At 56.0% G+C, this 12,660-nt stretch carries 14 protein-coding genes; 8 read left to right on the forward strand and 6 right to left on the reverse strand.

Annotation, left to right across the window (positions count from 1 at the left end):
- The first annotated feature begins 56 nt into the window (after nucleotides 1-56).
- Genes ACXAET_RS17340 through ACXAET_RS17350 form a run of 3 tightly spaced genes read left to right on the forward strand, consistent with a single transcriptional unit; the run spans nucleotide 57 to nucleotide 2,601 of the window.
- Nucleotides 57-1,127, forward strand: coding sequence for an ABC transporter permease (locus ACXAET_RS17340; RefSeq protein WP_475187917.1), 1,071 nt, complete (start codon nucleotides 57-59; stop codon nucleotides 1,125-1,127).
- Entirely contained in the window at nucleotides 1,127-1,909 is a 783-nt protein-coding gene (locus tag ACXAET_RS17345) for an ATP-binding cassette domain-containing protein (protein ID WP_475187919.1), read from the forward strand. Before ACXAET_RS17340 ends, ACXAET_RS17345 begins: the two co-directional genes overlap by 1 nt.
- The gene (locus tag ACXAET_RS17350; RefSeq protein ID WP_475187921.1) at nucleotides 1,906-2,601 is read left to right on the forward strand and encodes a nucleoside/nucleotide kinase family protein; all 696 of its coding nucleotides are present in this window, start codon (nucleotides 1,906-1,908) and stop codon (nucleotides 2,599-2,601) included. Before ACXAET_RS17345 ends, ACXAET_RS17350 begins: the two co-directional genes overlap by 4 nt.
- 6 nt (nucleotides 2,602-2,607) lie before the next feature.
- Here the strand turns inward: ACXAET_RS17350 and ACXAET_RS17355 are convergent, their stop codons facing one another.
- The 3 genes from ACXAET_RS17355 to ACXAET_RS17365 are packed head-to-tail and all read right to left on the reverse strand — an operon-like array spanning nucleotide 2,608 to nucleotide 4,660.
- Nucleotides 2,608-3,405 carry an iron chelate uptake ABC transporter family permease subunit gene (locus ACXAET_RS17355; protein ID WP_475187922.1) on the reverse strand — a complete coding sequence of 266 codons (798 nt, stop codon included), beginning with the start codon at nucleotides 3,403-3,405 and terminating at the stop codon, nucleotides 2,608-2,610.
- Entirely contained in the window at nucleotides 3,405-4,145 is a 741-nt protein-coding gene (locus ACXAET_RS17360; RefSeq protein WP_475187923.1) for an ATP-binding cassette domain-containing protein, read from the reverse strand. The genes ACXAET_RS17355 and ACXAET_RS17360 overlap by 1 nt, the downstream gene beginning before the upstream one ends.
- 2 nt (nucleotides 4,146-4,147) lie before the next feature.
- Nucleotides 4,148-4,660: a transcriptional repressor gene (locus ACXAET_RS17365; protein ID WP_475187925.1), complete on the reverse strand. Its 513-nt coding sequence runs from the start codon at nucleotides 4,658-4,660 to the stop codon at nucleotides 4,148-4,150.
- 56 nt (nucleotides 4,661-4,716) lie between these two features.
- On the opposite strand from ACXAET_RS17365, the gene ACXAET_RS17370 reads away from it, so the two are divergent.
- From ACXAET_RS17370 to ACXAET_RS17390, 5 genes are all read left to right on the forward strand, one after another.
- The gene (locus ACXAET_RS17370) at nucleotides 4,717-5,814 is read left to right on the forward strand and encodes a zinc ABC transporter substrate-binding protein (RefSeq protein WP_475187926.1); all 1,098 of its coding nucleotides are present in this window, start codon (nucleotides 4,717-4,719) and stop codon (nucleotides 5,812-5,814) included.
- Between the two features lie 186 nt (nucleotides 5,815-6,000).
- A complete protein-coding gene (locus ACXAET_RS17375; RefSeq protein ID WP_475187927.1) occupies nucleotides 6,001-7,122 on the forward strand; it encodes a CobW family GTP-binding protein in 1,122 nt (373 codons plus the stop codon).
- A complete protein-coding gene (locus ACXAET_RS17380) occupies nucleotides 7,115-8,329 on the forward strand; it encodes a GTP-binding protein (RefSeq protein ID WP_475187928.1) in 1,215 nt (404 codons plus the stop codon). The genes ACXAET_RS17375 and ACXAET_RS17380 overlap by 8 nt, the downstream gene beginning before the upstream one ends.
- A complete protein-coding gene (locus tag ACXAET_RS17385) occupies nucleotides 8,326-8,961 on the forward strand; it encodes a DUF1826 domain-containing protein (RefSeq protein ID WP_475187930.1) in 636 nt (211 codons plus the stop codon). The genes ACXAET_RS17380 and ACXAET_RS17385 overlap by 4 nt, the downstream gene beginning before the upstream one ends.
- Nucleotides 8,961-9,218, forward strand: coding sequence for a DUF6525 family protein (locus tag ACXAET_RS17390; protein ID WP_475187932.1), 258 nt, complete (start codon nucleotides 8,961-8,963; stop codon nucleotides 9,216-9,218). The genes ACXAET_RS17385 and ACXAET_RS17390 overlap by 1 nt, the downstream gene beginning before the upstream one ends.
- Before the next feature lie 96 nt (nucleotides 9,219-9,314).
- Here ACXAET_RS17390 and gndA read toward each other — a convergent pair whose 3' ends face one another.
- From gndA to ACXAET_RS17405, 3 genes are read right to left on the reverse strand one after another with little or no spacing between them, the layout of a single operon-like run.
- A complete protein-coding gene (gene gndA / locus ACXAET_RS17395) occupies nucleotides 9,315-10,721 on the reverse strand; it encodes an NADP-dependent phosphogluconate dehydrogenase (protein WP_475187933.1) in 1,407 nt (468 codons plus the stop codon).
- Between the two features lie 31 nt (nucleotides 10,722-10,752).
- Nucleotides 10,753-12,081, reverse strand: a complete 1,329-nt coding sequence (locus ACXAET_RS17400) for a TRAP transporter large permease (protein ID WP_068333322.1) — start codon at nucleotides 12,079-12,081, stop codon at nucleotides 10,753-10,755.
- Nucleotides 12,078-12,620 (reverse strand): TRAP transporter small permease subunit, encoded by a 543-nt coding sequence (locus ACXAET_RS17405; RefSeq protein ID WP_475187935.1) that lies wholly within the window; start codon nucleotides 12,618-12,620, stop codon nucleotides 12,078-12,080. Before ACXAET_RS17405 ends, ACXAET_RS17400 begins: the two co-directional genes overlap by 4 nt.
- Nucleotides 12,621-12,660: the final 40 nt, after the last annotated feature.

Below are 12,660 nucleotides of genomic sequence, written 5' to 3' on the forward strand. Positions count from 1 at the left end.
AAAACTTCCTGTAAACTAACTTCGTGACTGCACGTTTGGCCGCGAAAGGGAGAGATATGTCTGACGCAAACCAAGGCGCTGAAGAATTTGAATCTGCCGCTCGTCCAACTGAAACTGTTGCAGAATTTGAGAACCATCGGAGTGGTACTTTAGGGAAGTTTCAGCATCTTCTCCACGTCAATCCATCGTTTGTTCCGCTCATCGTCCTTGTGGGGGCGATTGTGATTTTTGGCCTGCTTCTTGGCTCAAAGTTCTTTTCACCCTTCGCAATGACGTTGATCCTTCAACAGGTTCAAATCGTTGGCATCGTAGCCGCAGCGCAAAGTCTGGTTATCCTGACTGCAGGCATTGACCTGAGTGTCGGTGCGATCATGGTTTTCTCTTCCGTAATCATGGGGCAATTCACCTTCCGCTACGGTATCCCCGTGCCGATCGCGGTGATGTGCGGTCTTGCTGCTGGTACGTTGATCGGGGCGATCAACGGCTGGCTTGTCAGCCGCGTGAAACTCCCGCCATTCATCGTGACACTTGGGATGTGGCAAATCGTTCTGGCGACAAATTTCCTGTACTCCGCGAACGAAACTATTCGCAGTCAGGATATTGAGGCAGAAGCCCCGTTCCTGCAGTTTTTTGGCACCAAATTCAGCATCGGCGGCGCGACGTTTACAGTGGGCGTTATCTTTATGCTCGTCTTGATTTTTGTTTTGGCCTATGCGCTCAAACATACGGCCTGGGGGCGACACGTTTACGCGGTCGGTGACGATCCTGAGGCTGCGGAACTGTCCGGTGTAAACGTGCACGGAACACTTATGTCTGTGTATATGCTGTCCGGTTTAATCTGCGCCTTCGCAGGCTGGGCCTTGATCGGGCGCATCGGGTCCGTATCACCAACATCCGGCCAGTTGGCCAACATTGAAAGCATCACTGCTGTTGTGATCGGTGGCATTTCCCTGTTCGGCGGTCGTGGCTCTATTCTAGGATCGCTATTCGGTGCGCTCATCGTTGGCGTGTTTACCCTTGGTCTCAGACTGCTGGGGGCGGATGCGCAGTGGACCTACCTGCTTATCGGGCTTCTTATCATCGCAGCCGTGGCCGTGGACCAGTGGATCAGAAAGGTATCGGGTTAATGTCAGACACAACACCAGTCGTCAAGGGCCGCGGCATCGTGAAGCGATACGGCCATGTCACCGCCATCGACCATTCCGATTTCGAGCTGCGCCAAGGTGAAATCCTTGCGGTCATCGGAGACAACGGTGCAGGCAAATCCTCGATCGTCAAAGCAATTTGTGGCGCAACCATCCCGGATGAGGGCGAGATTTTGATCGAAGGCAAGAAGGTTAACTTCACCTCTCCGATCGATGCCAGAAACATGGGGATCGAAATCGTTTATCAGCAGCTGGCAATGTCCCCTGCCCTTTCGATAGCGGACAATATGTTCATGGGGCGCGAAATTCGTAAAAAGGGCCTGCTGGGCAAATACCTGCGTCAGCTTGATCGGCCCGCCATGGAGAAATTCGCAAGGGAAAAGTTGACTGAGCTTGGCTTGATGACAGTGCAGTCAATCAATCAAGCAGTTGAGACGCTGTCGGGTGGCCAGCGGCAGGGCGTCGCCGTGGCGCGCGCCGCAGCCTTTGCCACGAAGTTCATCATCATGGACGAACCGACGGCTGCTTTGGGCGTCAAGGAAAGCCGAAAAGTTCTTGAGCTTATTCAGGATGTACGCGCACGCGGAATTCCGATCATTCTGATTAGCCACAACATGCCGCATGTGTTTGAAGTTGCCGACCGCATTCATGTGCATCGATTGGGGAAACGGCTGTGCACCATAGACCCAAAGGACTACACGATGTCTGATGCGGTAGCGTTCATGACCGGCGCAAAAGAACCCCCGAAAGAAGACGCGGCGTGATAGAGCAGGACGTTGATCGCGTTTGTAGCTTGATAAACGCGCGCAGGCAGGCTGGAAGCCGGACGATTGTGGCGATTGCCGGCCCGCCTGCCTCGGGCAAGTCGACCCTGGCCGAGATCGTTGTTGAAGCCCTCAATTTTCAACAAGGGTCCGCAGTCCCTATCGCCACCTTGGTGCCTATGGACGGCTATCATCTGGACAACACTGTGCTAGAGGCGCGGGGTTTGCTGGCAAAAAAAGGTGCACCGGAAACGTTTAATGCAGTCGGGTTCTGCAACGCGGTCAAAAATCTACGCATCGCGCAGCACGAGTGTTTTTTCCCCAAATTCGACCGAAATCGAGATTTGGCGATTGCGAATGCAATCGCCGTTCACCCAGACACGCCCGTCGTTGTTACAGAAGGAAACTACCTGCTGATGCGTGACGATCCGTGGGCGTCCTTGGCCGAAGTCTTTGCCGTCTCGGTTTTTGTCAACCCAACGTTGGATGAGCTGAAAACCAGGCTGCAACAAAGGTGGATAAATCACGGCCTTGATCCGGCGGCTGCGCTTCAACGTGCGCTTGGGAATGACCTGCCCAATGCTGAACGGGTTCTGAAAAACAGCCGAACTGCTGATCTTACGCTTAATCAGAATTACACAAACATTGGAGCAGGTAACACGTTCTTAGCCAACTTGCCCACGCGCAGATGAACATGTTTAAACCTTATGCTTTGTCCGCCATCCGACAAGGCTGAAACACGCGAATAGTATTGCCGCAACACAGACAATTGACGGACCTGCCGGTGTGTCGAATATATAGGCGGCTCGCAATCCCGCGACAGCGGAAAACGCTCCGATTGCTGCAGCGATCATGGCCATCGACTCGGGCGAACGTGCCAAGTTGCGGGCAGCCGCCGCTGGAATGATCAGCAAGGCCGCAATTAACAGGACGCCCACCACTTTGATCGCTACCGCAACGGTAACGGCCAGGGACAATGTCAGGATTAATTGCTCGCGCTTGGGATCGTAGCCGCTGGCATAGGCCAGTTCTTCGTTCAACGTTGCTGTCAAAAGCTGCGACCATCGCCATAGCATCAAGGCCACGACAAGCGCGGCACCGCCCCAGATCACAAGCAGATCAGAGCGAGAGACTGCCAGGATGTCGCCGAAAAGATACGCCATCAGATCGATACGAACACCGGACAGAAACGAAACGGCCACAAGGCCGAAGGCAAGCGCGGAGTGCGCCAAAACGCCCAGCAAAGTGTCCATGGCATATCCACGCCCGGACAACAACGTAACAGTCATAGCCATGACAAGCGCCACGGCCAGAGCACCGGCAAAGACGGACATCTGGAATGTCAGTGACAGCGCAACACCCAGAATTGCTGCATGTGCCGTCGCATCGCCAAAATAGGCCATCCGGCGCCAAACCACGAAACATCCGAGGGGCGCTGCGGCAAATGCAACGCCAATGCCCGCAAGCGTGGCCCGTGTCATAAAATCATCAAGCATTATTCAGCAGCTTCCTGCGAGTCTTCACTGTGATCATGTGCATGATCGTGTTCATGGCGATAAAGGGCCAGCGCTCCACCTGTGCCCGTACCAAACAAAGCCCTATATTCCGGGGCCGAGGCCACGACTGCCGGTGACCCTTCGCAACACACGTGGCCGTTGAGACAGATGACCCTGTCTGACGCGCTCATGACCACATGTAGTTCATGGCTGATCATCAAGATGGCACAGCCGGTTTCACGCCTGACATCTTCGATCTGATGGTAAAAGGCTGCGGACCCCGGTTGATCGAGGCCTTGGGTCGCTTCGTCTAACAGCAAGATGTCGGGCCGGTTGATCAATGCGCGTGCCAACAGTACACGTTGGAATTGTCCCCCGGACAATTGTGACATCTGCCGCGTTAACAGGTCCGGCACACCAGCCGTTTTCAGCGCCTCAATGCAGTCCTTCCGGGATACGCGATTGGTCAGGCGCATAAACCTTTCCACTGATATCGGCAGCGTCGGGTCGATATGCAGCCTTTGCGGAACATAGCCAATTTTCAGTCCCGGTTTCAGCGTCACCTGACCAGCAGAGGGTTTGGTCGCTCCGATTATGGCCCGCAGCAGGCTGGTCTTTCCCGAACCGTTGGGGCCAACTATGGTGACGATCTCACCTGCCTCAATAGCCATGTCCACGTGACGCAAGACAGTATTTGCGCCATACGACACGCTGAGATTTTCAACAGTGATGAGGGTCATGTCTACGCCTTTTCGGTGCAGTCCGGGCAGATTCCCTCGGCTTCTACTACCGTTCTCTCGATCTCGAAACCCACTGCGCGCGCAGCGGCCCCCAGAATTCCTTTTGCAGGGGCAGACCGAGCCTCAGCTACGGCGTCGCATTTTCGGCAAATCATGAAGGCTGGGGAATGATCAGCGCCCGGGTGTGAGCATGCAACAAAGGCGTTCAAACGCTCAATCTTGTGGACGAATCCATTCTGCACAAGAAAATCAAGCGCGCGATAAGCAACCGGTGGCTGCGATCCAAATCCTGCGTCGCGTAACCGATCAAGAATGGCGTAGGCGCCAAGTGCCCGATGTTCCTGAAGCAGCATCTGAAGAACCTTGCGCCGGACAGGAGTCAGGCGGAGGCCATCCTTTTTGCACTGAGCTTCCGCCGTCGCCAGTGCGGTCTGGACGCAGTTATCATGGTCATGTTTGTGGAACCCGACCGGGGCCGTTGCATCGACCGGGATGGGGTGCGTCTCACTTGTCATGTTATTCCATATCATGTATGCCGCTCGTAACGTTATAAAATCACACAGAGGGTCTGATGTCCAGAAAGCTTCTCCCACTATCGATCACCACTGTATTACTGGGCGGAACCGCTATGGCGGATGTGCCGAACGTTGCGGTAGACATCGCGCCTGTTCACTCGCTTGTGGCGCGGGTGATGGAAGGTGTCGGAACACCAGACTTGATCGTCCCACCGGGTGCTTCCCCGCATGAACACAACCTTCGCCCGTCAGAAGCTGCTGCGCTGCAAGAGGCTGATTTGGTATTCTGGATCGGCGAAGATCTGACCCCGTGGCTAGAAGGCGCTGTGGAAACGCTCAGCGAAGGCGCGACCGTCACGACCCTGCTTGAATCAGACGGTACGGTTCTTTTGGACTTCCGGGAAAACGCCCTGTTCGAAGCACATGATCATGGCGATCATGATGATCACGGACATGACGACGAACACGGCCACGATGATCACGATCATGACGAGCATGCTCAAGCAAAAGGGAGTGACGACCATGGGCATGATGAGGAACATGCTCATGACGATGAGCATGCCGACGATGCGCACGAAGAACACGCCGGACATGATGATCACGATGACCATGCCGATCATGGCCACGAGGGTCATGCGCATGGTGACCATGATCCCCATGCTTGGCTGTCACCTGCAAATGCAGAGACTTGGCTGAACGTCATTGCGGCACAGCTATCGGCCGCCGACCCGGATAACGCGGGTGCCTACTTTGCCAATGCCGCTGCTGCGCGCGAGGAAATGGCCGCACTCTCAGCCGAAGTGGCACAGACACTCGAACCCGTCCGTGGCGGCAGCTTTATCGTGTTCCACGACGCGTATCAGTATTTTGAGAATGCGTTCGATTTTCCGGCCTCGGGTGCAATTTCAATAGGCGATGCGACGGACCCAAGCCCCGCCCGCATTGCAGAGATTCAGGCACGCATCAAGGACGAAGGGGTCAACTGCGTAATGACCGAACCGCAGTTCAACCCCGGGATCGTTGCCACTGTGCTGGACGGTACCGAGGCAAACACAGGTGTCATGGACCCTCTTGGGTCTGATCTGGAACCCGGAGCGACCCTATATCCCCAAGTGATCCGGAACCTGGCCACGACATTGGCCGAGTGTCTGTAGGTTGAAAAACGACCCGGCCGAAACGCAGTTTTCGGCCGGGTTTTACGCAGCGACAGATTTTGTTTCTGCATTTTCTATTCACCGGCTCAACTTTAATAGAACTTAGTCAGTACCGAGGCCGGTTTCAGGACAGGTTGTCTTTCCTAGAAATGTTATGATATTACATTCACAACTAAGGAGAGAGCAGTGATTTCCCAAGCAGCAAATGGCGTCGAACCCAGCAAAGACCGGCGTATCCCCGTCACGGTTCTGACAGGCTTTCTTGGTGCCGGGAAAACAACATTACTGAACGCCGTGCTGGCGGACAGCTCCGCTGGCAAAATCGCGGTTATCGTCAATGAATTCGGTGAGGCAGGGCTGGATCACGAACTGATCGAGTCCGTTGAGGATGAAGTCATTTTGATGCAATCGGGATGCCTCTGTTGCTCAATTCGCGGAGACTTGGCCGGTACAATTGCTGATCTGGTTGAACGCCGGGATGACGGACTTGTTCAATTTGAACGGATTGTCATCGAAACCACCGGGCTTGCTGACCCTGCGCCGATTTTGCAGACACTTTTGATCGACCCGGAACTGGCGCGTACAACCCGTATGGATGGGCTGGTCACGATCGTCGATGCGGCCAACGGACCCGAGACCCTGGATGCGCAGTTTGAGGCGGTCTCGCAAGTTGCCATGGCTGACCTAATCCTTCTCAGCAAAACGGATTTGGTTTCAGACGCTGCAGCCGCGGCCTTTTCCAAACGGCTGAGCGGACTGAACCCCACAGCGCGGATTGAACGACCGGTCGCTGGGCAGTTCAACCCCAAGAAACTCTGGGGCTTGAGCGGCCTGCGCAAAGGTGTGGACCAGCAATACGCAATCGCGTGGACCACGAAGGTTGCCACTCCAAATACCGACCCGCTGGCCAACCTCTCTGGATTGTCCAAGCCAAAGCCTGCACCTTTTGCGCCGACGCCACACGATGCACGTATCAGTTCTGAGTCAATCGTCTTGGAGGACCCAATCAAGGATTCAGTTTTTGACCTTTGGCTGGACACCCTGATCGCCCTAAAAGGACCAGATATTTTGCGCGTGAAGGGCATTGTCTTTCTTGAGGGCATTGACGTGCCGTTCGTCTTTCACGGCGTGCAGCACATCTTTGACCCGCCTGTTCCGCTGAAAAACTGGACTGGAGATGACCGTCGATCACGCATTGTGGTCATCGCCCGTGACCTCAGCCGACCAGAATTGCAACGCAGCCTCGACATGCTGCGCGCGCATCAACCTTCCAACGCCAAGAATGAAGAGTTTCTGAGCCATGTCTGATAACCGTCTTCCCGTAACCGTATTGTCCGGCTTTCTCGGAGCCGGCAAAACCACCCTGCTGAACCGCGTGCTGAATAATCGTGAAGGCCGACGCGTCGCCGTTATTGTCAACGATATGTCCGAAGTGAATATCGATGCCGATCTGGTACGTGCTGAAACCGAGTTGAGCCGCACGGATGAAACGCTGGTTGAAATGTCGAACGGCTGCATCTGCTGCACCTTGCGTGACGACCTTCTGGATGAAGTTCGGCGGCTGGCGGCAGAGGGACGGTTCGACTACCTTCTGATCGAGTCCACTGGCATATCTGAGCCATTGCCCGTCGCGGCAACCTTTGATTTTCGCGACGAAGCAGGTGAAAGCCTGTCGGACGTTGCCCGTCTCGACACGATGGTCACGGTTGTGGATGCCGTAAACCTGCTTAACGACTTCTCAAGTCACGACTTCCTCCATGATCGTGGCGAAACCATGGGAGAAGAGGACGAGCGCACGCTTGTCCACCTGCTAACGGATCAGATCGAATTTGCAGACGTGGTCATTCTTAACAAAGTCGACGACGCTGGACCCGAGCGCACGGATGCGGCGCGCAAAATCATTCGCAGCTTGAATGCGGACGCAAAGATTATTGAAACAAATCACTCAGAAGTCGCCAGCGACGACATTCTGGACACTGGTTTGTTCAATTTCGAAGAAGCTCATAAGCATCCCATGTGGGTGAAAGAGCTTTACGGCTTTGCCGATCATGTTCCGGAAACCGAGGAATACGGCGTTGCATCATATGTCTATCGAGCACGTCAGCCGTTTGAGCCAGAAAAAATCCTGGCGGTGCTGAACGGCGAATTGCCTGGCGTGATCCGTGCAAAGGGGCATTTCTGGATTGCAACACGCCCTGAATGGGTGGCCGAGTTCTCTCTGGCCGGTGCCTTATCCAGTGTTCAACCGATTGGTACGTGGTGGGCCTCCGTCCCGGATACCCGGTGGCCGGACCACCCCTCGGTGCTGGATTACATCAAACAGCACTGGATCGAACCATGGGGCGACCGGCGGCAAGAGATTGTTTTTATCGGGGCTGGAATTGACTGGCCCACGCTGAAATCGCGGCTGGACGCCTGCTTGTTGTCAGAAGATGCAGCGCCCGGGCCAAACTCTCTTCCAACCGATCTACCCGATCCATTCCCGGTATGGCGAAAGGTGGAGGATGCCGCGTGAGCATTATCCGCACTGAAATAAAGAATGCAGCTGCGGGTGTTGGTGTCACTGACACCCCGGACGGCTTGGCAAAGATCAAGATGTCAGAATGCGCTGCCACAATCTGGCGGCGGCAACTGTCTTCAGAGTTTCAAACATGGATTGACGGGCTTGATCCCAAGCACCTGCCCAAGGGGCGGCTCGTTCTGCGGCCCACCGCAGTCCGCGATGCCGTCGGGCATCTCTGCGATATCGCTGGAATGGAGGACACGGTCGAACGCAGATGGCTGGAACACGATATCGCTGATCTGGCCACGCGCTTTGCCGAATTCATGCGGGCACCTTATCTGCGTGTAAGGCTGGATGTAATCAGTACGAACGCATGCCGAAAATTTCACATTGACGCCATTCACGCGCGCCTTATCTGCACTTACCGGGGTACCGGCACGCAATATGGTGTTTCAACCGACGGTGAAGACCCTGAACGCGTATTCACTGTCGCGACCGGGGCACCGATGGTCATGCGCGGGACGCTCTGGCCACAGAACCCGCCATTGGGTCTGCGACATCGCTCGCCCCCAATCGCCGGTACGGGTGAAACCCGGCTTGTTCTGGTGCTCGATCCAATTTTTGATCTTGATGAGGCCGATTGATGGGCGGAAACCTGGGTCAGACAAAGCTACGGAAACGACGGCGCCGCGAAAACCCCATGCGCGAATTTGATCGTCTTCCACCGATCTTGCGGTCTTGGGTTTCGCAGGCGGCCTTACCCTGGAGGCCACGTTCCGTGCTGCGGGCCTACAACACTGCTTTGGCCAAGACAGGCGATCAAAGTTGTGCGTTGGAAGAGTTGCGGCGGCTTGAAGCGGCTCAACTGGCGAAGGACACGCAAATAGAAACTGCTGTTTGAGAGCGCCTTGCGGCTCTGGGATTGCGTCGGGTGATTTGATCACTCGAGGACAGGCTGCAGCGTTAGCCTTGGCGTCTCTGCGCTTTGTATCCCGGTTTAGGTCCCATCACTCCAAGGCCCGTGAAAGACGCCGGGTTTATCGACACGCGCGACCCCGTGGCGGCCGAAAAAGTCCCGTTGACCTTGTATCAAATCGGCGGTTCCGCGCGCCTGGCTCATAGCGTCCAACCAGCTTAGGGCCGCCATCATAACTGGAACCGGTTGAGCTGCGGCGATAGCCGTGGTGACGACTTGGCGCAGCGCGGGAAGACACAGCAAAAGCTCATCCGCAAATTCAGGGCAGAAGGCCAGAGTGTCAGCCCGGTCGCCACCGCGCAACGCGGTAGCTATTTCATCCAAAAGGTCTGATCGGATGATACAGCCCGCCCGCCAAATCTCGGCACACCGCGCGAGGTCCATAGCCCAGTCGAATTCGCTGGACGCAGCTTGCAACAAATCGAAACCCTGACTGTGGCAGACGATACGCGTCGCAAGGACGGCCTGATGCAGCACCGCCGGGTCCAGATCGACCTTGGCGCGTGGTTGTGCAAACAGCCCAGCACCTGTTGCCCGGCCATTGCGGTCCGCTGACCAAACCCGCGCGCCAACCGCAGCCTCAATGGTTGACACCGAAACACCTTGGGTAAGGGCTTCAATAGCTGTCCACCGGCCAGTACCTTTCTGGCCGGCACTGTCGACGATCAGATCGACAAAGGGCTGGCCGCTATCCGGGTCTTGGGTACGCAGGACCGTAGCGGATATCTCCATCAGATAGCTTTTCAGAACCCCCGCATTCCAATCGTCGAACAGGTCCGCAATCAGCGTGGTAGACCACCCCGCCCCGTGACGCATCAGCCCGTATGCCTCGGCGATGAGCTGCATGTCGGCATATTCGATCCCGTTATGCACGGTCTTGACGAAATGGCCCGCGCCGTCAGGGCCAACCCGATCAACGCACGGTTCACCCTGGAAATCTGCGGCTATCGCTTCGAGCATCGGACGAACGCCACTCCAAACAGCTTCGGTTCCGCCGACCATCATGGCTGGTCCGGTTCGTGCTCCATGCTCGCCGCCGGATACGCCCATACCTAGATAGGCCAGCCCCTGTTTCTCAAGCATCGTTGCGCGGCGCCGCGTGTCGTGGAAATTGGCGTTTCCTGCGTCAATGATCACATCACCGGGTTGCAGATACGGCTGCGCCTCGGTGATCGAGTCGTCCACCGCCTGCCCCGCCGGTACAAGCAATATGATCGCCCTTGGCGACGGCATTGACTTGACCATGTCCGCAAGACTGCGGTGCCCAGTGAAGGCACCCCCAAGACAGTCCGCACGGGCCAGAAACTTGTCCGTATCTTCAGCTACAAAAGAGGCGACATGCAGGCCAAAGCCCTTTTCGGCGATGTTCAGCGACAAAGCCGAACCCATAGTGCCCAGACCATAAAGGCCAAAATGCATCGTGCTCATTTAGGGGTCTTTCGTCTTATTCCCGGGGTGCCTAGTGGATTGCGATGCCGGGGAACAGGATCAGCAAGCCGACTGCGGTGATCTGAAGCATGATGAACGGCAGCAGCGCACGGAAGATCTCGCCCAGACTGATATCAGGTGGCGCAACACTTTTTAGGTAAAAAGCGGCTGGCCCAAAGGGCGGAGACAGAAAGCTGACCTGCATGTTCATGGCGAACAGAACACCAAACCAAATTGGGTCATAGCCCAGACTTGTCACGATTGGCACAAAGATTGGCATAGTGAGAAGAGCCACCCCTACCCAGTCTAAGAACATGCCAAGCACGAACAGGATCAGCATCATGAACAGGATCACAACGGTCGGGTTGTCAGAGATCCCCGTGATCAGCGCCTGCACAAATCGGATGCCACCCATCAGGTTAAACACACCCACCAAGGCCGATGCTCCGATACCAATCCAGACGATCATTCCGACGGTGGCCAGCGTTTGACGCGCAGCACCCAGGATCAGGGAGAATGTGAACTCACGCCGGATCATGGTCGAAAGCGTCACGCCCAACACACCCACGGCAGAGGCCTCAGTCACGCTGGCGATACCGCCGTAAATCGAGCCCAGAACAAAGATCACAACCAGAACCGGCAGAACCAGCCCCTTGAGCAAGCGCAGCTTTTCGGCCGTAGAAATTTCGTCCGGTTCCGGAATGGGCGCAACTTCGGGGTTGGTATAGGCGCGGAACAGAATGTAGGCGGCATACATGCCGGCGAGCATCAGACCCGGCAGGAAGGACGCGGTGAACAGGTCGCCGATTGATACGCTGGCGGTCAGGCCATAAATGATCAGAACGATCGATGGCGGGATCATGGTGCCCAACGCGCCACCCGCGCAGCAAACGCCGATGGCCAGGCGTCGGTCGTAGCCCAGCCTCAGCATCTGAGGCAATGCGATCACGCCCAAAAGCACGACTTCGCCACCGATGATGCCGGACATCGCCGCAAGAACCACTGCGACCAGCAAGGTCTGTATCGCCACGCCGCCGCGCAAGCGTCCGCCGACGATACGCATTGCGTCAAACAGATCGCGCGCAATGCCGGACCGATCGAGGATCGCCGCCATCAGAACGAACATCGGCACTGAGACGAAAACAAACGAATTCACAAAGCTGAAGATTCGGCTGACGATCAACGGGATCGCGTTTGGTCCAAACCAACCCAGAGCAAAAATCAGCGCCACCAGAAGCGTCACAAAAGCAAGCGGCATGCCGGTCAGCAGCAAAAGCAGAAGCGAGCCGAACATCAACAGCGTCGCGGTTTCGATCCCAAGCGACTTGAGATCGGGAATCAGGGCAAGCAGCTCGGTCATTTCCGCCTCAGGTAATTTACGGCAAGAACAGCGAATTGAACGGACATCAGGATCAGGATGCCCATAAGAAACAGTTTCATGAGACCCGGTGTCGGCGGATCCCACGCGGAACCTGAGGTTTCAAGACGGAACTCACCCGCCGGCGTCCAGGCGGCACGCTGAACTACAAGCCATGCAGCCCAGGAAAACAGCGCTGTAGCGATTGCACACACCAACGAGATACCGATGTTGAAAACACGCCGAAGCTGTGGTGTTAAAAGGTCGTAGAGCAGAACGACACGAATGTGCTTGTTGGTAGCCGCGGCATACAGTCCGCCAAAAACAAAGGTGATCGCAGTCAGGAAAATCACCGTTTCGTGCGCCCATTTGGTCGGAGCGTTGAAGCCGTAGCGCATCACCACTTCGAAAATCAGGGCACAGGCGGACAGGACGATAGCGATCGCAAATACATCACCCAGACGAGTGACCAGACGACCCAAAACTCCGGCCTCGGGTATCGCTTCCTGCCGCTTTTCCTTGGCTTTGGTCGGATGTGCCATTTGCTTCTTCCAACTTGACGACCGACCCGACAACAACCGT

It is taken from the genome of Ruegeria sp. AWH4_226, from assembly GCF_056159225.1.